This window comes from Streptosporangium fragile (assembly GCF_039534445.1).
GTDB classification, from domain to species: domain Bacteria; phylum Actinomycetota; class Actinomycetes; order Streptosporangiales; family Streptosporangiaceae; genus Streptosporangium; species Streptosporangium fragile.
Window position 1 is genome coordinate 1 of the sequence record NZ_BAAAVI010000024.1, and the last position, 24033, is coordinate 24033.

The following is a 24033-nucleotide window of genomic DNA, read 5'->3' on the forward strand; positions in this document are numbered from 1 at the left end:
GGGGAAACGGGCCAGTCGCAAGGCTGACACCGCACCCCGGTCCGACCCAACAGCCTGAGCTTTCGCTGCTCTAGCGGCGCAGGGTTGCCTAAGTCGGCGCGGAAGCCATCGATCGTTGCAGTCGCAACCACATAGTTTCTTCATGTGGCCGGGCTTGAAGAATTTTCGTCCATGACATGCGCTGCATCTAGCACAGGATACAAGAACATGTCGTCAACTTTATCGGGATGAAATCCATTCGTTGTGAGAGCAATATCCAATATTCTGCTGAGGGTCGCCATAGCAAGACGCGTGGCATGGATTGGTGTATTGTCCAGATATAGAAGCTGCTTCTTGTGGGGCCCTGGTACGCCATGCACAACTCTAGATCGGTAATTGTAAATATCTTTTATGCTGCTCAGTGTTTCTTTACTAGGACCCCAGCCAATACGAGAGAGCATCACAGCGGCGCGCAGGGAAATTCTGTGGATTATTTCACCACCACCAGAACCTCCCCCTAGGAGTGCTTCCAGACCTATACATAGGTCTACTATGCGGTCTTCGTCATCTCCTCGATTCCATGCAGCCACATAGCGCCGCGCAGCTACTCTAAGACTTGGATGTCCTCGACCAAGTTCGCCGTAGTAGACATTTATACGAGATATTTCGTCAGCCGATACTGGATACGCGTGTCTACAGTAATTGTCCAGCCGTGTCGCATAATCCCTGAGAAGGTAGACGGAACTCGTATTGCCATTACTGTCTATGTTGCCGAACCAGCCAATTGGTTCTAGCAACATTTGTGCATAGCCGACAGGGCTGGGATTTGCTAACGACGCAGCCTCGAAAAACCTGTCTACAGAGTCAATCGTTGACAGGTATGGAACAAGTTCAAAGTAGCTGCCGCAGCCACCGGCACTCGCGGCGGCATTACTCATTTTTAACGCGTGCGTGGCGCTAGCCATCATCCTTTGATCACGAGGGGATACGTGCGGCACCCTTCCGAGCAACGCTCGTTGACTGTCACATAGGCGAACTACCGAGTAGTCTTCAAAATCCCCTTCTGTCTCAACTGCAGCTCCGAGAATCGGGACATAGATATCCATCCGGAGGTCATCGCTTAGAAGATATTCTATCTGGTCATCAAAAAGGTCGCGTAAATGCGACACATCGATAGCACTCTCAATCGGATGAGCTGCCACATACCGTGCCGCTAGCAACACAGGGATCATGGCAACTTCGTGAAGCAGTACCTTGCTAACATCCAAAGGATCGCTTTCACGTATATCCGGCAGCAGAAATTTCCATGCAATTATCGGGTTCAGCTTGATATAGGAGTAAAGGTCGTCCAGGCCACTCAAGTCTTCGTAGCTATATAGACTCGACCGACTTCCCGACGGAGGCGCGTCAAATAATGTTTTGTAGCCATGCTTCTCTACTCTCGGATCAGCAACTACCATTCCTTCCGCCAGCTCGTACTTATAGTTATAGATCCTAGCGATCGCATCCAGCGCGGGAACTCGGACTTTTCGCCACAACTCGTCCACATCGGGGCTAAGCTCCAAATCCATGAGTACATGGTAGACCCGAGATATCAAAGGTGGGCTCATGACGAACGACCGCACTAGAGAGCGACGCGCTCGAACCTGCCAAGAAGATGACCTCCCGCAAGGCGGTGTAGCCCTGCTCGCTCAGGCGTGTTTACCTGGGAGGATGCACGATGAGATCGTTTATCCGCTACTCGGAGGAAACGAGACGAAGATACCCAAACGGAACAAATGCTAAGCAATATGCTGAGAGGTTGCAGTGACGTCACCAGCCTCGTTTCGCTTCCATGCACGTGGGCGGGGCCGGCCGCGACCGGCCGAAGAGCCGCAGCGCGGACGGCATCCGTTCACGTGCAGCGGCCCGCCTGCGGGCCGCCTTGAAGGTGTAGAGAAGATCCTCATCCAGACGAGCCGGTCTTCGTGATGACGTGTGGCTCTGTGCTCATCCCCGTGTACCTCGGGGATGTTGGCCGGTAACTTCGCTGTGTGGCTACCAACGAAGAGCAGACGCGCTGGGTCGTGCATGGGGAGCGGCTGGTCTATGACAACCGGTGGATCCGGTTGGGGCTGGTCGATGTGGCGATCCCCGGTGGGGAGCGGTTCGAGCATCATGCGGTGCATCTGGATCGGGCGGCGATCGCGGTGGTGGTCGATGAGCAGGATCGGGTGCTGATGATGTGGCGGCACCGGTTCCTGTTCGACCGGTGGGGCTGGGAGCTGCCCGGCGGCCTGGTCGACGCGGGTGAGGACGCCATGACGACGGCGGCCCGTGAGGTGGAGGAGGAGACCGGGTATCGGCCCAAGGAAATCGAGCACCTGATCACCTACCAGCCGATGGCCGGCATGGTCGACTCCGAGCACAGCCTGTTCCTGGTGCGGGGCGCCGAGCTGGTGGGGAGCCCGACCGGAGAGGTCGAGGCGGATCTCATCGAGTGGGTGCCGATGGCGGAGATCCCGGCGATGATCGCCCGCGGGGACATCTGGACGTCGGGGACGTTGATCGGCCTGTACGCGGCGCGGGAGCGGCTCAGCGCAGCGAGCGGGTGACGGCGCGGACGAGTTCCTCGACGCGCCGGCGTTGCCGGCGGGATCCGGTGATGGTGGCGAGCTCCTGGGCGCGCTGGATATGCGGCTGGGCAGCTTCGGGGTCACCGGCGGCCAGCAGGGCATGGCCCAGGTCGCAGCGGACGCCGGATTCGGCGCGGTTGTAGGTGCCGTCCATCCCGGCCAGGGCGGAGCGCAGGTCCTCGACGGTTCCCGGATCGCCGAAGCGCACCAGGCAGCTGCCGCGCCAGCGGGCCAGGTGGTGGGTGTTGATGGACAGGTAGGGCATGTCGGGGTCGGCGTCGCCGTCCGGCAGGAGTGCGGCGGCCTGGTCGAGAGCTCTGCGACAGGTGGTCTCGTCGCCGAGGATGGCGGCGCCTTCGGCTTCGGCCGCGGACATCCAGGTGCGCAGCCGGGCGGGGATGCGTTCGCGGTAGGTGGCGTGGATGTACTGGAGGAGCTCGGTGCCTTCGGCCGGGCGGCCCAGCTCCATGAGGACGTAGGCCTGTTCTCCGGAGACGTAGGCGAGGAGGGCGGGGTCGTCAGCTTCGCGGGCGGCGGCTTTGGCCTGTTCATAGTGGTTCCAGGCGTCGTTGAGCGCGCCGGAGTGGATAGCCTGCCACCCGGCCAGGGATTCGGTTTCGGCGAGGACGTGTGCGAGTTGGGCGCGGATGCCGGGCCGGATGGCGTGCCGGTGGGCGCGGGTGACCTGGGAGATCTGGGCGCGCATCTTGTCGGCGATGGCGACCGCGCCGACCTTGCGATCCAGTAGGCGCAGGTTGTTGGTGTCGGTGGTGAGGATCATGACCGTGGTGGAGTCGACGACGGCGGCAGCGTTGAGACGTGCGGTCAGTTCGTCGGCCTGCTCCTGGTGGGCGTCGGCCTGGTGGCCGGCGGAGACGGTGGTGTCGGTCGGGGCCAGGCCGAGGAGCATGCGGGCGTGGTCGGGCAGGCCGAGGCCGGTGGCGATGCGCTCGTAGACCTCAAGTTCGGTGATCTGGCGCAGCCCTCGGGACAGTTCGCTGATGCGGCCCTGGGAGATGCCGGTGGCGGTGCTGATCCGTACCTGGCTGGCGCCGCTGTACTTGACGGCGAGTTTGAAGAGTCCGGCTATGTCGCGACTCTTAAGGATTTCTCTGCTTTCTTCCCGATCCCATATCTCGTCCGGGATCATGATCGGTTCGAAAGCGCTCCCGTGCATTCCGTCTCCCCGGCTGTCGGCCTTCGAGGTGGTGCGTCGCTACAGGACGGGACTCTATATCTCGCGGTGGGATATCAGCGTGAAATAGGGGGCCCAACTTTGTTCGTCCATGCTTTCCGGCATGACAACGCCAGTTAAGTGCGACGAATGCGACGGACGCGGCTGGAAGATCGTCACCCGGCGGGGGTGCGTGGCGGCGGCAAGCCTGCACATGGAGGCGTCCGCGCGGGAGGACTGCCTGTACTGCGACGGTGCGAAACAGCTCGTCGAGATGTTCGAGTGGGAGGTGTTCCTCACCGCCGGCGGGACCGACGAGCTCGGACCGTGCGGCATCAGCTCCGGGCAGGCCACGGCGATGGACACGCTGCGTACGACACTGCGCCGGATGGCCGCAGAAGCGACAGTGTGGGGACGCATCACGCACCGGGTCTACGATTTCGGCACCGTCCCGGACGACTGGTCGCGGCGAGTGATCTTCAAGGCGACGATGGACCCGGCCGGAGAGGTGCGCTTCGAGCGGATCGCGCCGTGAGCGGACGGACCGGGGCATGGGGTGCGTCGTGTTCGGCGCCGCACCTTCCACCGCCGCTGGAAAGGCATTTACCGCTGTCGTGGTACGCGCCACGCCGTTTCGAGCGCGTGCGCGTGGTGGCCTGGACCTGCCATGAGCATCGGGTGACGTTCTACGAATTGTGCACGGCGGGCGGCTTGGCCTTTATCCGGCGGACGTTCACCGAAAAGGGAAAGCCGCTCGTTTCACACAGCGATGCCTGGCGCCATCGGGAGGCGGTCGGGATGTGGACCGGTTTGCTGTCCGGCGCGGTGAGATAGACGTTCTGGCTGCGGGCAGAGTCCTGACAGGGCGGCGCTCAGCCAGTACTGTGCTTATGCAGACAAGTGCAAGAGTGATCGGGCGGTTGAGATGAGCATGGGCTTCGCCCCGCCGAAGTATGCCCAGGTGATGACGGCCATTCAGCAGCGGATCGAGGCCGGCGAGTACGCCCCCGGGGACATGCTGCCGTCCGAGACTCAGCTGGTCCGGGAGTTCGGGGTGGGCCGCACCACCGTGGTGCGCGCGTTGCAAACGTTGGCCATGCAGGGCTGGATCGAGCGCGAACACGGGCGCGGCTCGTTCGTCAAAGGGCGGCCGGACAGCGCCCCGGACCGGGTCCGGCCGGGCCTGACCGTGGCCGAACAGGCCGAGAGCGCCGACAGCGTGCTCGACGTGCGCCGCCTCCCGGCGCCGCGGCACATCGCCCGGCTGTTGGGGGTGGAGGAACGCACCCCGGTGATCGCCCGCCGGCGGGTGACCACCCAAGGCGGGCAATCCTCCGCGGCCGAGACCTTGTGGTTCCCGCTGGAGGTCGCGCTCGGCACCGACGTGGACAAGCCCGAGCCGCTCCGGCACGGAGTTCGCCAGCATCTGCAGGCGGTCAAGCATCTGCGCTTCGACCACATCACCGAGCGGCTGACCGCGCGCACCCCTCGCAAGGAGGAGATCGAGCTGCTCGGCTCGTCCAAGCCGGTGCTCGGGGTGCTGGCCACCGTCCACGACGCGACGGGGACGGTGCTCATGGTGCTGGACGCGGCCTTGCCTGGTGATCTTCACGAGCTACAGGACGTCTACCCGGTGACCTGAACCCGCCCCCTCGTGCGGCAAGCGGGGTGTGCTGACCGATCATGGCGGCGGGTGTGCCTTGCCCAGTGATCTTCGCGGGTGAAGGATGGCTCCTCGAACTGATCGCGGCCTGCGGAGGTGTGATGTCGACCGATTCCCCGATCGATCCGCAAGACCTCCTCCGACGGCCTTCCCTGTTAGGAAAGCCCGGGGTCGGCTGTCTCGTTGCTGTGGTGCTTGCGTTGCTCTTCCCGGTCCTCCTCATCATGGCTCCTATGTGGATCAACGACGGGAAGCTGGATGACCTCACCGAGCGATTCTTCGCCCATCCACTGCCTCCACAGACGAGCTTCACCGACCACAGCGCCGATGGGTCCATTGCGCTGCGGGGGAACGGCAACCACTGCGACTACCTCGTCAGGTTCTCGCTCACCACGGGGCTCTCCGAGAAAGAGATCTTCGACTACTACGCCAAGGCCCGCATCCGCGGCATCGAGACGGAACCGGTGACGGTGACGGTGTACGGCCCCATGCACTCAAGCACGTTCGGCCAGATCGGCCACCACAACCGTCCCGTCGTCGTCGAGCTCTTCGACAGCACCGACGCTGGCTTCGATCTTCGCTGCCACTGATCCTCGGCAGCGCGCCCTCTCAGACATGAAGCTGGCGGACTCGCCCCCCTTAATCACTTGTGCGGACGAGTTGGAGAAGCTACTCTCAACTCAATCGGACAAGTGGACGAGCGGACATCGAGCGTCCCGATGAAAGGAACACCACCATGGCCATCCAGGGCCCCATTGCGATCAGCTTCGGGCAGGTCTTCCCGCACGGCTGCTACATCGTCGGCGACGTCGAGGCGGTCAAGGACTTCGACGCCTCCACCAACGGCCGGTTCGTCCAGGCCCGCGACAAGTCCACCGGCGAGCCGGTCTGGCAGGTCGCCGTCATGGACGCCGACCCCGCGGTGAAGGCCGCACAGAAGACCGTCGCGGTCAAGCTCCTGTCGGCGGTCCAGCCGGTTCCCCCGGCTCCGCCGGCGGACTCGCCGTTCGTCCCGGTGGAGTTCGACGGCATGACCGTCACCGCCTACGTCGGCCAGAACACCGGCCGCCTGGCCTGGTCGATCCGGGCGCGGGCGATGCGCACTCCCCGCACCACCACGGCGACGACAACCCCGGCCAAGCCGACCGCCGCGGCCGGCAAGGAGGCGGCGGCATGAACGAGCACACGCCCTACACCCACGTCACGGCGGCGATCGACGAGGGCATCACCCGGCTCAATGTCTCCTTCCGCACCCCTTACCTGCGGGTCATGGTGCTGAACGTCGGAGACAGACGCCCGGTGCTGGGCCTGTACGGCTCCGAAGGGGAGGTGTCGATCTCCACCACGGGCGGCGGGCCGGTCACCGAGCGGGACGTGACGCTCGCCCGGGAGCTCGCCGACGCCACCGCGCGCTACCTGGCCGACTGCGAGCGCCTGCACGCCGACCAGACGCCCACCCAGACCACCCGGCCCGGCGAGGCCTCGGCCTGACACGTAAGCGGGGCCGCCAGAAGCGGCAACTTCCGGCGGCCCCCGGTTCTCCCTCTCACGCGAATTCAAGGAAGAAGGCTCCAGCCTAATGTTCAGGAAACTTCCCGGCGATGAGGCACAACACCTCGTCACCACCACCCCCGACACCGCCGTGGTCTTCCGCCCGGCCGTCGTGCAGACCCCGGCCATCATCACCCTCGTCATCTTCGTCTGGCGCATGCTGGCCGGGCTGGTGCGGCTGCTGTGGCGTCACCCGATCGCCTCGGCCATCACCGCCGTCCCCGGGGTGACCTGGACCCTGTACGGCTGGTCGTGGGCGCTGCTCACGATCTTCGGGCTGCTGGCCGTCCCCATCGGCTGGGCGCTGATCCACCGCGCCTCGTTCCTGCGCCTGATCGGCTGGCGGCTGCTGGCCTTCTGGCGCCTGACCTGGGTGTATCGGCGGCACTGGCAACCGGTGATGATCATCTCCGGGCTCGGCCGGCACTTACGCGGCCGGGACTACCTGCCGCACCTGGGCAAGGTCACCTGCACCTCGTGGGCCGACCTGGTCACGGTGCGGATGCTCACCGGGCAGTCGGTCAAGGACTGGGCCGACCGCACCGATCACCTGGCGCACGGGTTCGGGGCGCGCTCCTGCCGGGTGTCCGTCGCGAGAGCTGGCCGGCTGCTGCTCGTCTTCCCCCGGCACGATCCTCTGGCCACTCCGCTGCCGGCCGTGCCGGTCCCGGACGAGGCGTCGGTGGGGCCGGTGGAGGTCGGCACCTGCGAGGACGGCAGGCCCTGGCGGCTGAAGGTTCACGGCACCCACGTCCTGGTCGCCGGTGCCACCGGGGCGGGCAAGGGCTCCATCCTCTGGTCGGCGATCCGCGGTCTGCTGCCAGCCGTCCGCGCGGGCCTGGTGCAGATCTGGGCCCTGGACCCCAAGCGGATGGAACTGTCCTTCGGCCGAGACCTGTTCGGCGACCGCTACGCCGCCACCCCAGAGCACTGCGCCGAACTGCTGGAGGCGGCCGTGGTGGTCATGCAGGAGCGAGCCGACCGCTTCGCCGGACTCCGGCGCACCCACACACCCACCGTCGAGGACCCGTTCGTCCTGGTCGTCGTCGACGAGGTCGCGTTCCTGACCGCCTACCAGGCCGACAAGGGATTGAAGCTGCGCATCTGCGCCGCGCTGGCCACCCTCACCACGCAGGGCCGCGCGGTCGGCGTCGGCGTCCTGGCGGCGTTGCAGGACCCGCGCAAGGAGGTCATGAACATCCGCAACCTGTTCCCCGACAAGATCGCACTCCGCCTCGACGAGTCCGAACAGGTGGACATGGTCCTCGGCGACGGGGCCCGCGACCGGGGCGCGCTCGCCGATCACATCTCCCCGATCCCCGCCCAAGGGGCCGGCGTCGGCTACGTCCGGCTGGAGACCTCCCCCGACCCGATCCGGGTGCGCGCGGCCTACGTTTCCGACACCGACATCCGCGCCATGGTCGAGGCGGTGACCGCGTGAGGGTCTGCTTCTACGGCACCGACGAGGAGATCACCCGCGTGTGTGAGCGGCCCGTCCTGGCCGTCCTGGGCCCGCGCCACGCTCAGCCCGTCCTGGCCTTCGAACTGTTCAACGTCCGCGTCACCGCCGACCCGTACGGGGCCGTCTTCCGACTGGCGGCCGACCTGTCCGAGGTGTGGGAGAGGGGCGAGCGTGACTGACCTGGCTTCCATCCTCGACGGCCTGCGCTGCGCGGTCTGCGGCGCGGTCGACACCCTGTGGCTGGACCTGCTCCACGGCCTCATCGAGTGCCACGCGTGCGGACAGGGCGCACTCCTCGACCCCGGCAACGACCTCGACGACCCCGAGGGGGACAGGTGAACAACCCGAACGACCGCAGACTGTCCCGGGCCACGCGGCAGAGGATGCCCCGCGCGCTGGACGTGGCGGTGGAGATCGCCAAGCACAACGGCGTATGCATCCGGCCGGTGGTGCTGCGGCGGCTGGACACCCACACCGGGGTCACCGAGGACGTCAACGTTCCCTGCGGGGCCACCATGGAGGCCAAGTGCCCGCCGTGCGCCAAGCGCAACCGCTACCTGCGCATGGCCCAATGCCGCGAGGGCTGGCACCTGGAGGCCGAACCCTCCGTCACCCCGGACGAGCCCACCGAGGAACAGCGCTGGCTGGTCGAGTTCCGCGCCGACATGCAGGCCCAGCGCGATGCCGCAGCGAAGGCCGGCGACGACACCACCGACCTGGACGCGGTACTCGCCGGGCTGGATGAGGAGATCACCGCGGCCGGAATGAGGGGCGGCCTGCTCGGCCGGGCCACCCCCAAGCGCACCCGGTCGACCCGGCGGCGCCAGGACGCCCCCGACCTGCCCCGGCGGGTCCGCCGGAACACCACCCTCGGGCAGACCTTCACCGGCCCGAACGGGGCGACCTACCGGCCGTCGCTGTTCGTCACCCTGACCCTGCCCTCCTACGGCAGGGTCCGCAACGGTGCCCCCGTCGACCCGGCCACCTATGACTACACGCGGGCTGCTCGGGACGCGCTGCACTTCTCCAAGCTCGTCGACCGGTTCGTGCAGAACCTCCGCCGGGTGGCGGACTACGACGTGCAGTACTTCGCCACCGTCGAACCGCAGAAGCGACTCGCCCCGCACCTGCACATGGCCATCCGCGGCACCCTGCCGCGCGCTGAGATCAAGGCCATAGCGGCGGCCACCTACCACCAGGTGTGGTGGCCTGCGGCCGACGAGGTGCGCTTCGACGGTGAGCATCTGCCCGTGTGGGCCGAGCGTCCGCAGCGGGAGGACGGCACCCCGTACCCGGACGGGCAGGCCGGCGACTACCTCGACCCGGCCACCGGGGAAGTGCTGCCCACCTGGTACGAAGCGCTCGACCGGCTCGGCGATGACGAGGACGTCGAACCGCTGCACGTGGTCCGCTTCGGCACCCAGGTCGACGTCCAGGGCGTCCTGGCGGGCTCCCCCGACGCCGACCAGTGCATCCGCTACCTGAGCAAGTACCTGACCAAGAGCCTGGGCGACACCCTCGACCCCGACAACTCGGCCCAGCGCGCGCACGCCGCCCGAATGGTCGAGGCCCTGCGGTACGAACCCTGCTCCCCTGCCTGTCCGAACTGGCTGCGCTACGGCGTGCAGCCCAAGGGTGCCAAGGCGGGCATGGCGCCGGGCCGGTGCCGGAGCAAGGCGCACAAGCCCGAGCACCTCGGCTACGCCGGTCGCCGCGTGCTGGTCTCGCGCAAGTGGTCGAACAAGACCCTGGCCGAGCACAAGCGCGACCGCCGTACCTGGGTCATGGAAGCGCTCGGCCTGGCCGACGAGCCCACCGATCCGCACCGCTACGTCTGGAAGCCCGTCCCGGCCGGTGACGGCGACGTTCCATCTCTCGCCCTGCGGCTGCTGCGTATGGTCGCCCAACGCCGGCGCTGGCGAGCGACCCTGCTCGCCCTGCAGGCCGGAGCCAACGAGCAAGATCTTTCGGCAACTCCAGCAACGAGGGAGGCGGCGTGACGGATGACCTCGACCTCGTGCTCCTGCGGCCGGAGAAGGCGGCGGAGCTTCTCAGCGTCAGCCGGACCACGGTCTACGCGCTGATGCGGTCGGGCGCCCTCCGCTCGGTCCGCGTCGGCACCCTCCGCAGGATTCCCCCCACCGCGCTCGCCGAGTTCGTCGCGCGCCTCGAACAGGAGCAAGCAGCATGAGCACCAAGAAGCGTGGCCACCACGAGGACTCGATCTACAAGGACGGCGACCGGTGGCGCGGGGCGATCTCCCTCGGGTACGGGCCCAACGGGGAGCGCGTCCGCAAGAAGGTCTCCGGCAAGACGCGGGCCGAGGTCGTCGAGAAGGTCCGGAAGCTCCGCGAGGGCATCGCCAAGGGTCTGCCGGTCCCCGATGACAAGATCACCGTGGGTGCGTTCCTCGACCGGTGGCTGTCCACGCTCCCCGGGCATGTCGCCGACTCGACCTTGGACGACTACGAGGACACGGTGCGGCTGCACCTCAAGCCGGGGCTCGGGCGGCACAAGCTCACCGCGCTGACCGTGGCGCACGTCGACGCGCTCTGGCAGGCCAAGCGGGCGACGTACAAGCCCAACAGCGTCCGGATCATGCGGGCGGTGCTCCGCAAGGCGCTGGGGCAGGCCGAGCGTGAGGGCCTGGTGGCGCGCAACGTCGCGGCGCTGTCAATGCCTCCCCGGATCAACACCGACGAGGGCCGCACGCTCACCGTCGACCAGTCCCGCCAGCTCCTCGACGCGGTCGCCGAGCACCGGATGGGAACGCTCGTCCTGCTCTCCCTCGTCTTCGGGCTCCGCCGCGGGGAGGCGCTCGGACTGATGTGGAGCGCCTTCGATCCCGAGGCTCGGACGCTGCGCGTGACGCACGCGGTGAAGCGGGTCAAGAACCGCGACACCGACACCGGCCGCAGGACCAAGCTCGTCATCTCCGAGCTGAAGACTCGCAAGTCACGCCGGACGCTGTGCCTGACGCCCGAGCTGGTCGACGCGCTCAGGCGGCACCGGGCCCTGCACAACGCCGAGCGCCTCCAGGCCGGACAGGAGTGGGCCGAGCACGGGCTGATCTTCCCCACGTCTTCCGGCAACCCGTCCGACCCCGACACCTTCTCGCACCTGTTCTCCAGGCTGGCGCAGAAGGCCGGCCTCGGCCACTGGCACCCGCACGAGCTCCGCCACTCCGGCGCCTCGCTCATGCTCGCCCAGGGCACGCCGCTGCACGTCGTCTCCGACGTCCTCGGGCACGCGAGCATCTCGATCACCAAGGACGTCTACGGGCACCTGATGGAAGGCGACAAGCGCGCGGCGACGGAGGCAATCTCCGGGGCCCTGCTGGGCAGGCCGGTGCCGTTGGCTCCCAAGTTGGCTCCCACCGACGCCGAAGAGACCGGTTGAGCACCACAACAAGAAAGGCTCCTGAGCGGATAATCCCTGCTCAGGAGCCTTCTTACATCTGCGCGGCCGAGAGGACTCGAACCCCTAACCTTCTGATCCGTAGTCAGATGCTCTATCCATTGAGCTACGGCCGCTCGCTGCGTAAGTAATCATAGCGGGTCCTGAGGGATGCCTCGAACCAGTTAAGCGATCGCCTTTCGGTCTGCGTCTCCGCGGCGGGCGCTCCGAACCGGGAGTGGCTCCGTCACCTGGGGATTCGCCTCGTGGGAGAAGACCAGACAGCATGGAGGACCGAGGAGAGGAACCCGGGTAGCGAGCCTCCATCTCGGCCGGGGGAAGCCGGGGGAAGCCGGGGAAGCCGGGGACTGCGGGAGTTCGTGATGGGGGAAGCCGCCTTTGGGATGACGCGACGGTGGACGGGGAGGGCACCCTCAGGACGGCTTCGCAGGTCCGGGCCGATCACTCTGCCACAAGAACCGGACCCCTGCCGGACAACCACAAGCCGGGCTCCCCGGAACCGGGGCTCCCGGATGCGTGCTCCCGGATGCGTGCTCTAAAAACCGGACTCCGAAGAACCAGCCCTCCGAGAGGCGGACTCTGAAGAGCTGATCTCCCGAGAGCCCGGTCCCCGGGAGCCGGTGCCGACGTCCAGTGTGCCCGCCGTCTTCTCCGGCGAGTCAACGTCCTTCTTTGGGAACGAGTCGGCGTCCTTCTTCGGGAACAGGGTGTAGCTCACCGGCCAGATCACGGCAATCAGCGGGATCTTGAGCAGGCCACCCATGAACTCGGTCAGCGCCGCGGTCCGCGCGGGGTCGTCGACGACGCGGATCAGGACGATCAGCAGGGCGCAGGTGATGCCGTACGCGAGAACGATCCGGAACCAGATGCCCCATTCGTAGCGGGCCCTGGCCATGCCGCCGGCCGGGGGGCGCCAGGGTTCGGGACCACCGGCGAAGCGGTGGGCGAACTTGGCGTCGGCCCATTTCACGGTCCGGTGGCCGAACATGATCGAGTAGCCGAGGTAGGCGGCGGCCAGACCGTGGTGCCACTGCGCCTGGGCGCCGCCGCGCATGTCGACGACCGCGGCGGCGAGCAGGACGATGTCGAGCAACGGCACCGACAGGAGCAGCACGGTGCTGAGCCGGCGCATGTCCCACAGGTAGCGTGCGGCGAGTCCGAGTCCCAGCAGGACCCAGAAGCCGATCTCGCAGCCGATAATGATCGCCAGAATCATGGCTCCAGGATCGCCGGGCAGTCCCGGCACGGGCATCGTCGGCACTGATGAACCGTTCTACATCCTTTTATGTACGGCGGACCCGCCCGCTGCCGGACCGCCGACCCCTACCTCGGATGATGAGATGAGAGGCATGAGACGGGATGACGCCCTGTGGGCCCTGGCGTCCTTCGCGTGCGGCCTCGTCCTGCTGGCCGTGGGCTCCTACCAGCACCGCTGGGCGTCCGCTCCGTTGTTCGTCGGACCACTGGCGGTCACGTGCGCCGGGGTCGCGGTACGCCGGAGCAGGCCGCTGCTCTCGCTGGGGCTCGGGGCGGCGGCCTTTGTCGGCGACTTCGCCATGGGCCCATCCCTCGGTACCGTCCTGATCGTCACGGACAACCTCTATGCCGGGGTCAGGTACGGCCCGCGCGCCCTGGGCAAGTGGATGCTGGGCGTCACCTCGGTCCTCGCGATCCTCATGGGCGTGGCGGCGTGGATCGTCCTCAACCATGTGGGACTCGGGGTGGCCCTGCTGGTGCAGGCGGGTCTCGTCGGGGTGACACCGGTCTCCACCGGAATGATCATGAGGCAGCTGGAGGACCAGGCTGCGGCCGAGCGGGCCAGGGCCGAGCAGGTGGCGCGCCTGGCGGAGCTGGACCGGACGGCGGCGGTGCAGGCCGAACGGAACCGGATGGCCAGGGAACTCCATGACATGATCGCCAACCACTTCAGCGCGATCGCCATCCAGTCGACCGCTGTGCTGTCCCGCAAGGACCTGGACGCGCAGTCCGTACGAACGGTGCTGGAGTCCATCCGGGAGAACAGCGTCGAGGGCCTGGGGGAGATGCGCGCGATGATCGGGCTGCTCCGGCAGGACGGCGAGGAGCCGGAGGCGGTCCGACGGCGGGTGACCGAGGCCGGAGAGCTGGCCGAGCGGGCGCGGGAGGCGGGTCTGGACGTGCGACTGCGTGTGGACGGTGACGTCCGGGAACTGCCCGCCTCGGTGGATCTGGCCGGCTACCGGATCGTCCAGGAGTCGCTGACCAACGCGCTCAAGCACGGCGGCAAGGCCGCCGACGTGGTGATCGGCTACCGGCCGGGGCTGGTCACGCGGGTCGTGGACAATCCGGTCAGCGGCGCGGGGCGGGGGCTTCCCCCCGGCGCGGGGACGGGGATCGTCGGCATGCGGGAGCGGGCCGCTCTGGTCGGCGGCCTCCTGGAGGCCGGTCCCCATGACGACGGCTGGCGCGTCCGCGCCGAACTGCCCACCCAGGAGATCGTATGACCATCCGAGTCCTCGTCGCCGACGACCACGCGGCGGTCCGGGCGGGCATCGTCCTCATCCTCGGCGGACACCGGGACATCGAGGTCGTCGGCCAGGCCGCGGACGGGGACCAGGCTGTGGCGATGGCCATCGACCTGCGGCCCGACGTGGTGTTGATGGACATCAGGATGCCCAAGCTCGACGGGATCTCCGCGACGCGCCGACTGAGCGGGGTGACGGACGTGCTGATCCTGACCACGTTCGACATCGACGAGTACGTCTTCGGCGCGCTGCGGGCCGGGGCCGCCGGCTTCCTGCTCAAGAACACCGAGGCCGACGCCCTGGTGGACGCGGTGCGCGTGGTGGCCAGGGGCGACGGCCTCATCGCGCCGTCGGTCACCCGGCGGCTGATCTCGGCCTTCGGCGCGTCGGTACCGGAGCGCAGGCCCCGGAAGACCGACGGCCTGACCCCGCGTGAGCGGGAGGTGCTGGCCTGCATCGGGCGGGGACTGTCGAACGCGGAGATCTCCGCCGAGCTGGACATGGCGGAGGCGACCACGAAGACCCACGTCAGCCGGTTGCTGAACAAACTGGGTCTTCGTAGCCGCGTCCAGGCCGCGATCCTGGCTCAGGAGCTCTCCCCGGAGAGATGACCGGCGGACCGGTGAACCCGCGCGTGTCCGAGCCACCGAGTCCGCAGATCCTCAAGTCCGGGGAGACGTGCCCGGGGGACGGGCACGCGAGCCACCGGACGGGGGTCCTACGGGTTCTCCGCCGGGACATACAGGGAGAGGGTCTCCGCGACGCACGCGGGCTTGATCTGACCCTCGACCTCCACGGTCAGGCGCATGTTCGCCAGGTAACCGGTGGGGGTCCGCTTGAGGTCGACGAGCTCGGCCCCGGCCCGGACCCGCGAGCCGACCGGGACCGGCGCGGGGAAACGGACCTTGTCGAGCCCGTAGTTGACGCCCATCGCCAGGCCGTTCACCTTGAACAGCTCGCCCATGAAAGAGGGCAGCAGCGAAAGGCTCAGGTAGCCGTGGGCGATGGTCCCGCCGAACGGACCCTGTTTCGCCTTCTCGACGTCCACGTGGATCCACTGGTGGTCGCCGGTCGCGTGGGCGAACAGGTTGACCTGTTCCTGAGTGATCTCGCGCCAGTCGGTGTGGCCCAGATGCTCTCCGACGGCGGCCTTGAGCTCGGTGACGTTGCCGAAAATCCTCATGAATGGAACTTTATTCGGTCGAGGGTACGGCGAGAAGGTTCACGACCGTGAACTCCTTCCCTCCGCCCACGTCCTTCGTCACGCACGTCGTGACCGGTCCGGTGGGAGCGGGCGCTTCGGACGGGCGGGAGGGAACGGCCGTGGCCGCAGGGCCGGGCGCCTCCGACGGGTGAGAAGGAACAGCCGTGGCCGCAGGGCCGGGCGCCTCCGACGGGCGGGAGGGAACGGTACCGCCGGGATCGGCCGTCTTGCACTCCTCCACCTGCTTCCTGCCCTCGTCCCAGTAGACGATCGAACTCGGCGAGGAGGAGATGCCCCGCCAGAAGCTTCCACCTCCCCGCTTGCCCTGCTGCGATATCCCGGCGAAGACGCCGCTCACCGGGTCGTACAGCGTCATGACGGGCGCGTACCCACCCGCCGCTCCGTCGCCGGAGAAGATCGTCAACTTCCCGAACCTGTCGAAGACCCCGTCCCCGACGCCGAACCCGGTGCTGAACCCCGGCAGGAGCCTGCGGCCGGAGCCGTCCAGCCGCTGGACCAGGGCCGTGTTCTTCATCTCTCCGAAGCACCAGGTGGGACCGCAGTGCAGCGCCTCGACCCCGCCGGGGACGTTCACCCCGGTGGTCTGCCCCGTCTCCAGGTTGACCACCTTGCTCTGGTTCTCCTTCCCGCCTTCGCCTTCCCTCTCCCCGACGTCGGCCGCCAGCGGCCAGGTCAGCAGGTGGAGGCCGTCCGTCCCCCGGAGGCGTTCCGGATTCCCGCCGCCCAGCGGGAGGCGGTAGACGCCCCCACCGTGCACCGACCACAGGAGGGAGTCCGTGGTGACGGCGATCCGGGTCACCTTGGACAGGTCGCCCGTGACCTCACCGACCCGTCTCGGCGTGCCACCGGATCGGGGCACGACCCAGAAGTCGGCCCACTCGTCGGGGTCGCCGGGCGTCGAACCCCACCATGCGATGTGATCGGCGCCCACCTCGAAGTCCTGCGCGAAGTACCCCTTTACCCCCGTGGCCGGCATGTTCGCGAGCACGGTGCTCCTGCGGGACACCGTGTCGTAGACCTCCAGGCGACCTGCCTTCTCGAACGACGACTCCGCGGAGAGCAGCAACTCCGTCGCGCTCAGGCCGGTGATCGGGCGGTAGCGCCGGCCGTCCGCGCTCTTGGCGGGGATCGTCGAGACCGCCTCGGGCCAGACCTCCGCGACGGGCCTGACCTGGGCCCGCGCGGTCTTCTCCGCCGCGGCCCTCTCGCCGTCGCTTACGGGGGTCGCCCCGTCCTCCGACGGCGGTGTGGCGCTGCTCACCGTGGCACCGTCCCCGCCCCCGCTGGAGAAGGTGTCCTTGGCCACCACCACGCCGCCGACCAGCGCGATCGTCCCCGCGACCGCGAGCATCGTCTGGGCCCGTACGCGGGTCCGCCGCCTGCGTTTCCGCAAAACCGCCGAGACCAGATCCTCGGCCGGATCGGGCGCGCTCTCCGCCGCCCTGGCCAGCACGCGGACCAGGGCCTCCTCATCCCTGTCGTCCATCACACTCGCTCCTTCTCAAGAGCGGCGGCCCTGACCCTGAGCTTGTCCAGGGCGCGGGCCGCCTGGCTGCGTACTGTGCCCCGGGAGACGCCGAGCAGGTCGGCGATCTCCTGGTCGGACAGATCCTCGTAGTAGCGCAGGACCAGTACCGCGCGCTGCCGGGGCGGCAATCCCTTCAACTCGTTCCACAGGCCGGCGTCGCCGCCGAGGCGGTCCTCGGTGTACGAGCCTTCGGGTACCGCGGCGACCAGCCGTTCCCTGCGTAATCGCCGCCAGGTGCTGACATGCAGGCGGGCCATGGTGGTGCGAACGTACCCTTCCGGGTCCTCTCGCTTCCTGACCCGCAGCCAGGCTCCTCCCAGACGCGCGAGAGCCTCCTGCGTCAGGTCTGCGGCGTCATCGGCGTTGCCGGTGAGCACGTAACCGTACCGGTACAGCGCTCGGCCCCGCGCGGCGACGAAATCAGCGAACTCCACGACCCCAGGACGCCCGTGGGACCGGATCTGTTGCATCCTTTGCGTCCTCTTTCTCGCCCGGGGTCGCCGCTTCGCGCGGGTCGGCCGCTCCGCAGAGGTCCACCGGTTCGCGCAGGTCCGCGCCTCCCCGAGGCCGGCCGCCTTTCCGGTCGCTCCCGAGCCGCCCGCTGAGCCGCCTCCCGAGCCGCTCGCTGAGCCATCCGCTGAGCCGCCTCCCGAGCCGCCCGCTAAGCCACCCGCTGAGCCGCCTCCTGAGCGGCTCGCATCACATTCCGGACAGGCCGTATCTTCTTTTCGCTGTACGGTCCGCGGCGCAATACCGGCCGTTCACGCGGGCTCCCTAGCGTGCCGCCATGAGACGACGTATGACGATCACCATTGGCGCGGCCGCACTCGCACTGGCGATGTCCGCACCGGCGATGGCCGACCCCGCCCCCGAACTCGGCTCCGGCTCCGGGCAGAGCGGCCTCGGGCGGGGTGACTTCGGGCGTGCCACGCTGACCGGTTTCGCCTCCTTGCCCGCGCTGACGTTCGTGCCCGGCAGCGAGCCGTCCGGGTCGCAGCTCGGCACGGCACCGATCAACGGGGTGACGCCGCCGTTCACCGGGCAGCCGGTGCAGGGTTTCAGCGGCATCGTGCGACGGCACGACGGCACCTACGACGTGCTTTCCGACAACGGCTACGGTGCCAAGGCGAACAGCGCCGACTTCCTGCTGCGGGTGCACCGGATCAAGCCCGACTTCCGGCGCGGCGAGGTCGCGGTGCTGGGCGGCTTCGATCTGAGCGACCCCCAGGGTCACGTGACCTGGCCACTGACCCGCTCCGACCGGAAGCTGACCGGCGCCGACTTCGACGTGGAGTCGATCGTGCGGGCCTTCGACGGCACCTACTGGATCGGTGACGAGTTCGGCCCATTCCTGCTGCACTTCTCCGCCTCGGGGGAACTGCTGGCGGCACCCGTCCCGCTGCCCGGGGTCAAGGCGCCGGAGAACCCGTTCCTCGGTGGCGAGCAGCCGAACCTGGGCAGGAGCAAGGGGTTCGAGGGCATGGCCCGTTCGGTGGACGGCCGCACGCTGTACCCGCTGCTGGAGGGCACCGTGACGGGCGACCCGGCGGGGACGCTCCGGATCAACGAGTTCAGCCTGCGCCGCAAGGCCTACACCGGCAGGCAGTGGACGTACCGGCTGGAGAGTCCGGACAACGCGATCGGTGACATGATCGCCGTCGACCGGCACCGGTTCCTCGTCATCGAGCGCGACAACCTTCAGGGCGACGAGGCGAAGACCAAGCGCATCTACCTGATCGACATCCGTCACGAGGACCTGCGCAAGACTCTCGTCGCCGACCTGCTCGACCTGGCCAACCCGCGTCGCCTGGGCGGGTTCGGGGAGACGTTCCGCTTCCCGTTCCAGACCATCGAGGACGTCGTGATCCTCGACGACCGGACCCTCGGCGTGCTGGACGACAACAACTTCCCGTTCTCCGCGGGCCGTACCCCGGGCAAGCCCGACGACAACGAGTTCATCACGGTGCGGCTGTCGCGCCCGCTGAAGGCCGACCCCCGCGTTTACCGGTGACGCGGACCGAGATGCCGTGACGCGCGCAGGGTTCCGTCCCGGTTGACCGGGACCGTCCGCCCGGGACCTGAAGGGTGACCGGCTCTCTCGGAGGGGTGTCCGTCCGGGAGAGCCGGCCGGTGGCGGCGGGCATCCCGAAGCCGATCCGGGACACCACAGGAACGAACCAGATAGAAACGCCTATTCTTAGACATAAGACAAACAATCACAACAAAAAAGAAGACGTCGTCAAATAAATCCCAGCCTCGCCCGGCATCATTTATTTACGCTACACCAACCATTCCAATGCGCTATCCGCTCGACCGCAGGGGTATCTCTCATCCGTTACCGCTTTCCGGGTAACGCTAAGTATCCGATGATTTCGGAGTCATAGTGAGACGGGGAGATGAAGTGCTTTCTCGCATGAGCAGACGGGCACCGGGACAAATCGCCGTGAGGCGCGCGGGCGCCCTGGCCGTCGCGGCCATGGCCGGCATCCTCGCGATGTCGTCGAACCAGGCACCGGCCAGTGCCACCACCTGGCAGGGTGAAACGCTCGGCTCGATCTCCCAACCGAACATCGGCCTGATCACCGCGGAGCGACCCCACCCCGACCGCAACAGGCCCGGCTTCCGGCCTTCGCACAAACGCCTCGGGAAGGCCATCAAGTGGGGCATGCCAGACTGGGGAAGCCCCCGGGGCCGCCGCCACAGCGCCGAGAACGGCCGGGAGCGCGGTTGGCAGAACGAGCGCAAGTTCATGAAGGGCCTGCGGGGCGCCTTCGGACGTCCCGGCCCCGGCAGGAACCACAGGCCTGACAGGTCCATCGACGACAGCGGGCCGATCACGATCGAGGTGCCCAGCGACGGATCGCAGCGGATCGTCAGAGACTTCGAGTTCTGAACGACGCAGCACGTTCCAGGACCCCGGCGTACCACCCGCCGGCGGTCGGCGGCCGCCCGGATGGACACTGCGGGCGGGTGGCCTGCCCGGTTCGGACCGGGCAGGCCACCCATACTTCCCCCACGTATCACCCGTCGCGTGTCAACGACGCCCGGATTCGCCCCCGAGGCGCATCGCAGGATCCAGGCGGCGGAGCGTCTCAGGGCGGGGGACCGCCGGGAGGATCACGACCTCGTCGTCACGGCCCGGTACGGCGGTCCGGCCGAGCGGACCGAGGACCGGAAGACATGGAAGGCGATCCCGGAGCAGGCCGGGATGCGGGAGGTCCGGGTCCGCGACGCTCCTCGTCGAGCAGGGAGTGAACCTCCAGGTCGTTCAGGAGGTCCCGGGCCGCACGAGGGTGACCACGACCGAACGTTATGCACATGTGCCCGCATCGCTCATGCGCGACACCGGCGAGCGGCCGGCCTCGGCGCTGTGGGGCGGGTCCTGGGCCCCCGTGGTGCCCCGGCCGCGATGAGAGCCGCGACCACGAACCCGCTGGAGATCGGAAAGGCCCTCCCCCGGATTCGGGAAGAGGGCCTCTCACCTGCGGAGGCTCGGGGGTCTGAACCCGGGTGGGCGGTAAGCCCAGACCGCATCAGCAGCTCGGATCCCGGCCGTTCTGACCGGTTCAACCTGCACCGTACGGCCTCGCCGGTCAAGGTAGGACGCCTCTGTACGGTGCGGCATAGCAACTCGAGCTGCGACTAGCGGCCCGGCCAGGCATCTGGGCGGGACTGTAGCTCCGGCTACGCGCTCGGCTCATTGAGGATCTGCGAAATGCGCTGGTGGGACAGGCGCATCACGCTGCCCACGTCACGAGTGGTCCACCCTTGGCCGGTGAGGAGGCGGGCGGCATGGCGGACGACGTCGCGCTCGGCCTGCTCGGCGAGGACACGCGCCTGACGTGCCTCGACGACAGCCGCGAGGGCGGCCTTGGCCTCCGGGTCGGCGGGGCTGACGTGGACGCCGATCGCTTCGGGCTCGTCCCGGAGGGCGTCGAAGATGAGCTGGGCGACGTTGCTTTTAACGTCCGCCCAGCTCGCGCCCTGGGCTTGGACGGTGCGCCCGCCAGGGAGTTCGGCGGTGGCGGTCCACTGCTTTCCGGTGCGCGTGGCGGTGGCGAAGTATGTGACGGCTTCGACGACGATGTCGTCGTCACTCGGGGGAATGAAGTCGGGCTGGTCGAAGATCAAATCGTGGTTCATCAGCTCCATGGCCTTCAAGTTAGGGGCCGCAGCACATATCGTCTAGATCGATAGCCAAAATTCGTCTAGTGGATTTGCCATCGCTTGTTTTAGCCGGGCTGCCGGGGCAGATAGGGGAACAGGTGCCGCAGGCGGGCATGGGCGTACCGCAGCCACCGGGCATCGGAAGCGAAGCCGGGCATCGCCTGCATCATCGCCAACGTCACCAGCTCCGCGTCGCTGAGCTGCGGTGCGATGCCCACGGCCGGCCGCCACGGGGCGAGCTGAGGTGAATTCTTCAGCAGGTCGTCGGTCTTCACATAAAGCACGGCGGCAAGGGAGTCCACGACATAAAGCGCGGCGGCAAGGGAGTCCACGTCTGTCTTCACCCACCGACGTTGGACCCCCTTCCTCTGTGCACACAGGCATCGCCTAAGATCGGCCGCTTATGCGGTGGTCCGCCTGGGAGGCAGTTTCTTGCCCTACTCCGGCAGAGAGACTTCGCGGTCGACACATGGGGGGCAGGTCGTGGATATGGCGCGCAGGGTTGTCACACGTGATCATCTGGCAGGAGTCGCACGCGCGGCTCTGGGCGCCGAACATCACCTCACCGGCATCTCACGGCTTCGCGGCGGCAGCAAGAAAGGCGTGTACCGCCTCACCTTCGATAATGATTCCACCGCGATCGTCTACATCTGGGACGACGCCGAGAACTACTGGCCCACCGCGCAGATCGATGAAGCCGAGAACCATGCGAATCCCTTTTCGCACGCCTCCGGCATCGACCTTTTCGTGGCCGCTCACACGCGCCTGGACGCCCTTGGAATCCGTACCCCGCGGATCTATCTGGCTGACCGGAGCAGGAGCCACTACCCGGCCGACATCGCGGTGGTCGAGGATGTGCCCGGCGCAACGCTGGAGGCGTTGCTCCAACAAGACCCGGACGGCGTGAAGGTGCCTCTGTCACGGCTTGCCGACGCGCTCGGCACGATGCAGCGGCACCGGGGACCGGGCTTCGGCAAAGTCGCCCTGATCGACAACGGCGGCATCTCCCAGGGCCACTCGTGTGAGCAGCTCGTCCTCGACCGCGCGCTCGACGACCTCGCCGAAGCCACCTCACGCGACACGCGGATCGCGAACGCCCGTGACTGCTTGGAGGACATCGTTCGCGGGCTGGCTGCCACAGTGCGCCCGCGCTCGGAGTACGGGCTCATCCACGGCGAACTTGGACCGGACCATGTGCTGGTGGCCCGGCATGGGCACCCGGTCCTCATCGACATCGAGGGCCTGATGTTCTTCGACGTCGAGTGGGAGCACGCGTTTTTGCGACTCCGCTTCGGCGAGCACTACCGGTGGCTGCACAGAAGCGGCCTCGACGAGCAGCGCCTGACCTTCTACACGCTGGCGATGCGCCTGTCGCTCGTCGCCGGACCGCTACGGCTCCTCGACGGCGACTTCCCCGACCGCGACGCCATGATGGAGATCGCCGAGCACAACCTCCAGCAGGCTCTTGCCTTCCTGCGTTAGGAGCGCGACGCGCCGATCATCACGTCGTTCAGATCAGTATCCGGGTCCACAAGGCCAGCCGTCTGCCGACTCTGACCGCCTACGACCACCGAACCCCTTGGAATCGATCATCCAGCCACCATCAGGCGATGGTGAGGGCCGTGCGGCCCTGCCCGCGAGTCCCCGCTACTGCCCCTTGATCACCGCCCCCGGGCACGCAACGGGCACGCGCGCCCACAGATCAGCAGAGGCATTCTGGACCGAGCTCGGCGGCTCGGCCACGATGAGGACATGACTGGAAGCGGATCAGCGCAGCCGCCGACGGCGGGCGGAGGAGCAGGCTCGCGCCTGAACTGGACGGCAGTGAGCGCTCTGGCGGGTGCGATTGCCGCCGTGGTCGCGCTGGTCGCCTACCTGATGCCGCCGACCCCGCCTCCGCCGCCCCAGTCCGACACGGTAGTTCCCGCTCCGGCCCCGCAGTCATTGTCACCGGATCCGGTCGCCCCCCGGCATGCACCGCCGACCCCGAGGCCATCGCCTGAGTCCAGCACGCCCCAACCACCAAGCCCCACGCGAGTGGTCCCGGTTTCCCCCCCACCGCTGTCAACGGTCCGGCCCGGCGGTTGCGACGAGGCAGCGGCGGCGCTGACCGCATACCGCCGGAACGCCGGGACCGTCCGCAGCAGCCAGGCGGCCGCGGCTCAGCAGACGTACCGCGACCTGATGGGCGCAGTCCTCGACGCGCAAGGAGCAGTGGGGGCGAAGATCAGTCGGCTGGCCGCCGAATTCCAGGAACTGAACTTCCGCTTGACCGGCATGACAGGCGGCGACCCCAACCAGGTGATCGCGGATATCAATACAGACGTCGCGGAGCTCAATAGGCTGTGCGGGTCCATCTGACCTGACGACACGTCACAGCACAGACTGGCGCGCGACGGCTGCGGAGCAGCGGGGCCACGGGGGCCGCGCTGGAGCGCCGTTCCCGCGTGCTCAACGCCTCCACCAGACAAACCCGACTCGGTCCCGCACGGTGATCGACCACGTTGCCCAGTGAGCCAGGGTGATGAACGAACCCTGGATCGTCGATCGCCCCCAAGCACGTACGGTGGCCAACCATGCTGTGGCGATCGTGAGGGCTCCGGTTGTGCGGCGGCGTGGCAACCCTGGTCGGGGCGTTCGGTCGGTGCGGTGGGGCCGGCGTGCGCCGCCCGGCCCGGTGCCCCGCCGCCGTTCGGAACCGGCCCCCAGGCCGCACGCCCGGACGGCGGGCGGGCGGAGGGCCGGGGA

26 protein-coding genes, 1 tRNA gene and 1 pseudogene are annotated in these 24033 nt (G+C 67.8%); 19 read left to right on the plus strand and 9 right to left on the minus strand.

Going from position 1 to position 24033, the window contains the following annotated elements; genetic code table 11:
• Nucleotides 1-140 precede the first annotated feature (140 nt).
• A complete protein-coding gene (locus ABD841_RS17675; RefSeq protein ID WP_344972750.1) occupies nucleotides 141-1550 on the minus strand; it encodes a hypothetical protein in 1410 nt (469 codons plus the stop codon).
• Nucleotides 1551-2012: 462 nt separating this feature from the next.
• Between ABD841_RS17675 and ABD841_RS17680 the strand changes: the two genes are divergently transcribed.
• On the plus strand, nucleotides 2013-2573 hold the full coding sequence (locus ABD841_RS17680; protein ID WP_344972751.1) for an NUDIX hydrolase: 561 nt from the start codon (nucleotides 2013-2015) through the stop codon (nucleotides 2571-2573).
• Here ABD841_RS17680 and ABD841_RS17685 read toward each other — a convergent pair.
• Nucleotides 2554-3771 carry an NsdA family TPR-like regulatory protein gene (locus tag ABD841_RS17685; protein ID WP_344972753.1) on the minus strand — a complete coding sequence of 406 codons (1218 nt, stop codon included), beginning with the start codon at nucleotides 3769-3771 and terminating at the stop codon, nucleotides 2554-2556. The two genes, ABD841_RS17680 and ABD841_RS17685, sit on opposite strands and share 20 nt — an antisense overlap.
• A gap of 121 nt (nucleotides 3772-3892) precedes the next feature.
• Here ABD841_RS17685 and ABD841_RS17690 point away from each other — a divergent pair, with 121 nt between their 5' ends.
• The 12 genes from ABD841_RS17690 to ABD841_RS17745 all read left to right on the plus strand — a co-directional run bounded on the left by ABD841_RS17690 (nucleotide 3893) and on the right by ABD841_RS17745 (nucleotide 11843).
• On the plus strand, nucleotides 3893-4303 hold the full coding sequence (locus tag ABD841_RS17690; RefSeq protein ID WP_344972754.1) for a hypothetical protein: 411 nt from the start codon (nucleotides 3893-3895) through the stop codon (nucleotides 4301-4303).
• Nucleotides 4300-4602, plus strand: a complete 303-nt coding sequence (locus tag ABD841_RS17695) for a hypothetical protein (RefSeq protein WP_344972756.1) — start codon at nucleotides 4300-4302, stop codon at nucleotides 4600-4602. The genes ABD841_RS17690 and ABD841_RS17695 overlap by 4 nt, the downstream gene beginning before the upstream one ends.
• A gap of 91 nt (nucleotides 4603-4693) precedes the next feature.
• Nucleotides 4694-5410: a GntR family transcriptional regulator gene (locus tag ABD841_RS17700; protein ID WP_344972757.1), complete on the plus strand. Its 717-nt coding sequence runs from the start codon at nucleotides 4694-4696 to the stop codon at nucleotides 5408-5410.
• A 254-nt stretch (nucleotides 5411-5664) separates the two neighbouring features.
• The gene (locus tag ABD841_RS17705) at nucleotides 5665-6021 is read left to right on the plus strand and encodes a hypothetical protein (RefSeq protein WP_344972759.1); all 357 of its coding nucleotides are present in this window, start codon (nucleotides 5665-5667) and stop codon (nucleotides 6019-6021) included.
• A 146-nt stretch (nucleotides 6022-6167) separates the two neighbouring features.
• On the plus strand, nucleotides 6168-6608 hold the full coding sequence (locus ABD841_RS17710) for a plasmid replication, integration and excision activator (RefSeq protein WP_344972761.1): 441 nt from the start codon (nucleotides 6168-6170) through the stop codon (nucleotides 6606-6608).
• Nucleotides 6605-6922, plus strand: coding sequence for a hypothetical protein (locus ABD841_RS17715; protein WP_344972763.1), 318 nt, complete (start codon nucleotides 6605-6607; stop codon nucleotides 6920-6922). Before ABD841_RS17710 ends, ABD841_RS17715 begins: the two co-directional genes overlap by 4 nt.
• Before the next feature lie 88 nt (nucleotides 6923-7010).
• Entirely contained in the window at nucleotides 7011-8423 is a 1413-nt protein-coding gene (locus ABD841_RS17720) for an FtsK/SpoIIIE domain-containing protein (protein ID WP_344972764.1), read from the plus strand.
• Nucleotides 8420-8623: a hypothetical protein gene (locus tag ABD841_RS17725; RefSeq protein ID WP_344972766.1), complete on the plus strand. Its 204-nt coding sequence runs from the start codon at nucleotides 8420-8422 to the stop codon at nucleotides 8621-8623. The genes ABD841_RS17720 and ABD841_RS17725 overlap by 4 nt, the downstream gene beginning before the upstream one ends.
• A complete protein-coding gene (locus ABD841_RS17730; protein ID WP_344972768.1) occupies nucleotides 8616-8783 on the plus strand; it encodes a hypothetical protein in 168 nt (55 codons plus the stop codon). The genes ABD841_RS17725 and ABD841_RS17730 overlap by 8 nt, the downstream gene beginning before the upstream one ends.
• Complete coding sequence (locus tag ABD841_RS17735) at nucleotides 8780-10444, plus strand: replication initiator (protein ID WP_425581997.1); 1665 nt, start codon at nucleotides 8780-8782, stop codon at nucleotides 10442-10444. The genes ABD841_RS17730 and ABD841_RS17735 overlap by 4 nt, the downstream gene beginning before the upstream one ends.
• On the plus strand, nucleotides 10441-10635 hold the full coding sequence (locus ABD841_RS17740; RefSeq protein ID WP_344972770.1) for a helix-turn-helix domain-containing protein: 195 nt from the start codon (nucleotides 10441-10443) through the stop codon (nucleotides 10633-10635). Before ABD841_RS17735 ends, ABD841_RS17740 begins: the two co-directional genes overlap by 4 nt.
• Nucleotides 10632-11843, plus strand: coding sequence for a tyrosine-type recombinase/integrase (locus tag ABD841_RS17745; RefSeq protein ID WP_344972772.1), 1212 nt, complete (start codon nucleotides 10632-10634; stop codon nucleotides 11841-11843). Before ABD841_RS17740 ends, ABD841_RS17745 begins: the two co-directional genes overlap by 4 nt.
• Nucleotides 11844-11904: 61 nt before the next feature.
• Here the strand turns inward: ABD841_RS17745 and ABD841_RS17750 are convergent.
• Both ABD841_RS17750 and ABD841_RS17755 read right to left on the minus strand, forming a co-directional pair.
• Nucleotides 11905-11977, minus strand: a tRNA-Arg gene (locus ABD841_RS17750).
• Between the two features lie 419 nt (nucleotides 11978-12396).
• Nucleotides 12397-13077, minus strand: a complete 681-nt coding sequence (locus ABD841_RS17755; RefSeq protein ID WP_344972773.1) for a hypothetical protein — start codon at nucleotides 13075-13077, stop codon at nucleotides 12397-12399.
• 133 nt (nucleotides 13078-13210) lie between these two features.
• Between ABD841_RS17755 and ABD841_RS17760 the strand changes: the two genes are divergently transcribed.
• Together ABD841_RS17760 and ABD841_RS17765 are read left to right on the plus strand one after the other, a co-directional pair.
• Nucleotides 13211-14344 (plus strand): sensor histidine kinase, encoded by a 1134-nt coding sequence (locus ABD841_RS17760; protein WP_344972774.1) that lies wholly within the window; start codon nucleotides 13211-13213, stop codon nucleotides 14342-14344.
• On the plus strand, nucleotides 14341-14976 hold the full coding sequence (locus ABD841_RS17765; RefSeq protein ID WP_344972776.1) for a response regulator: 636 nt from the start codon (nucleotides 14341-14343) through the stop codon (nucleotides 14974-14976). The genes ABD841_RS17760 and ABD841_RS17765 overlap by 4 nt, the downstream gene beginning before the upstream one ends.
• A 107-nt stretch (nucleotides 14977-15083) precedes the next feature.
• Here ABD841_RS17765 and ABD841_RS17770 read toward each other — a convergent pair whose 3' ends face one another.
• From ABD841_RS17770 to ABD841_RS17780, 3 genes are read right to left on the minus strand one after another with little or no spacing between them, the layout of a single operon-like run.
• Nucleotides 15084-15548 (minus strand): MaoC family dehydratase, encoded by a 465-nt coding sequence (locus ABD841_RS17770; protein ID WP_344972778.1) that lies wholly within the window; start codon nucleotides 15546-15548, stop codon nucleotides 15084-15086.
• A gap of 10 nt (nucleotides 15549-15558) precedes the next feature.
• Nucleotides 15559-17076, minus strand: coding sequence for a hypothetical protein (locus ABD841_RS17775; protein ID WP_344972780.1), 1518 nt, complete (start codon nucleotides 17074-17076; stop codon nucleotides 15559-15561).
• Complete coding sequence (locus ABD841_RS17780) at nucleotides 17076-17552, minus strand: SigE family RNA polymerase sigma factor (protein WP_344972781.1); 477 nt, start codon at nucleotides 17550-17552, stop codon at nucleotides 17076-17078. The genes ABD841_RS17775 and ABD841_RS17780 overlap by 1 nt, the downstream gene beginning before the upstream one ends.
• 365 nt (nucleotides 17553-17917) lie before the next feature.
• Here ABD841_RS17780 and ABD841_RS17785 point away from each other — a divergent pair, with 365 nt between their 5' ends.
• On the plus strand, nucleotides 17918-19129 hold the full coding sequence (locus ABD841_RS17785; RefSeq protein WP_344972783.1) for an esterase-like activity of phytase family protein: 1212 nt from the start codon (nucleotides 17918-17920) through the stop codon (nucleotides 19127-19129).
• A 432-nt stretch (nucleotides 19130-19561) separates the two neighbouring features.
• On the plus strand, nucleotides 19562-20011 hold the full coding sequence (locus ABD841_RS17790; protein WP_344972784.1) for a hypothetical protein: 450 nt from the start codon (nucleotides 19562-19564) through the stop codon (nucleotides 20009-20011).
• A 791-nt stretch (nucleotides 20012-20802) separates the two neighbouring features.
• Here ABD841_RS17790 and ABD841_RS17795 read toward each other — a convergent pair.
• Nucleotides 20803-21261, minus strand: a complete 459-nt coding sequence (locus tag ABD841_RS17795) for a hypothetical protein (RefSeq protein ID WP_344972785.1) — start codon at nucleotides 21259-21261, stop codon at nucleotides 20803-20805.
• A 92-nt stretch (nucleotides 21262-21353) separates the two neighbouring features.
• Nucleotides 21354-21587, minus strand: a pseudogene (locus tag ABD841_RS17800) (IS982 family transposase); the annotation flags it as partial.
• Between the two features lie 187 nt (nucleotides 21588-21774).
• Between ABD841_RS17800 and ABD841_RS17805 the strand changes: the two are divergent.
• Nucleotides 21775-22767: a phosphotransferase family protein gene (locus ABD841_RS17805; protein WP_344972789.1), complete on the plus strand. Its 993-nt coding sequence runs from the start codon at nucleotides 21775-21777 to the stop codon at nucleotides 22765-22767.
• A 702-nt stretch (nucleotides 22768-23469) separates the two neighbouring features.
• Entirely contained in the window at nucleotides 23470-23646 is a 177-nt protein-coding gene (locus tag ABD841_RS17810) for a hypothetical protein (protein ID WP_344972790.1), read from the plus strand.
• Nucleotides 23647-24033 lie beyond the last annotated feature (387 nt).

Bases quoted from the DNA above. Each gene is read 5' to 3' on its own strand.
- ABD841_RS17675 (WP_344972750.1), bottom strand. From the start codon at position 1,550: ATGGATTTGGAGCTTAGCCCCGATGTGGACGAGTTGTGGCGAAAAGTC.
- ABD841_RS17685 (WP_344972753.1), bottom strand. From the start codon at position 3,771: ATGCACGGGAGCGCTTTCGAACCGATCATGATCCCGGACGAGATATGG.
- ABD841_RS17690 (WP_344972754.1), top strand. From the start codon at position 3,893: ATGACAACGCCAGTTAAGTGCGACGAATGCGACGGACGCGGCTGGAAG.
- ABD841_RS17700 (WP_344972757.1), top strand. From the start codon at position 4,694: ATGAGCATGGGCTTCGCCCCGCCGAAGTATGCCCAGGTGATGACGGCC.
- ABD841_RS17705 (WP_344972759.1), top strand. From the start codon at position 5,665: ATGTGGATCAACGACGGGAAGCTGGATGACCTCACCGAGCGATTCTTC.
- ABD841_RS17710 (WP_344972761.1), top strand. From the start codon at position 6,168: ATGGCCATCCAGGGCCCCATTGCGATCAGCTTCGGGCAGGTCTTCCCG.
- ABD841_RS17715 (WP_344972763.1), top strand. From the start codon at position 6,605: ATGAACGAGCACACGCCCTACACCCACGTCACGGCGGCGATCGACGAG.
- ABD841_RS17720 (WP_344972764.1), top strand. From the start codon at position 7,011: ATGTTCAGGAAACTTCCCGGCGATGAGGCACAACACCTCGTCACCACC.
- ABD841_RS17745 (WP_344972772.1), top strand. From the start codon at position 10,632: ATGAGCACCAAGAAGCGTGGCCACCACGAGGACTCGATCTACAAGGAC.
- ABD841_RS17755 (WP_344972773.1), bottom strand. From the start codon at position 13,077: ATGATTCTGGCGATCATTATCGGCTGCGAGATCGGCTTCTGGGTCCTG.
- ABD841_RS17760 (WP_344972774.1), top strand. From the start codon at position 13,211: ATGAGACGGGATGACGCCCTGTGGGCCCTGGCGTCCTTCGCGTGCGGC.
- ABD841_RS17765 (WP_344972776.1), top strand. From the start codon at position 14,341: ATGACCATCCGAGTCCTCGTCGCCGACGACCACGCGGCGGTCCGGGCG.
- ABD841_RS17770 (WP_344972778.1), bottom strand. From the start codon at position 15,548: ATGAGGATTTTCGGCAACGTCACCGAGCTCAAGGCCGCCGTCGGAGAG.
- ABD841_RS17775 (WP_344972780.1), bottom strand. From the start codon at position 17,076: ATGGACGACAGGGATGAGGAGGCCCTGGTCCGCGTGCTGGCCAGGGCG.
- ABD841_RS17785 (WP_344972783.1), top strand. From the start codon at position 17,918: ATGACGATCACCATTGGCGCGGCCGCACTCGCACTGGCGATGTCCGCA.
- ABD841_RS17795 (WP_344972785.1), bottom strand. From the start codon at position 21,261: ATGAACCACGATTTGATCTTCGACCAGCCCGACTTCATTCCCCCGAGT.
- ABD841_RS17805 (WP_344972789.1), top strand. From the start codon at position 21,775: ATGGCGCGCAGGGTTGTCACACGTGATCATCTGGCAGGAGTCGCACGC.
- ABD841_RS17810 (WP_344972790.1), top strand. From the start codon at position 23,470: ATGGGCGCAGTCCTCGACGCGCAAGGAGCAGTGGGGGCGAAGATCAGT.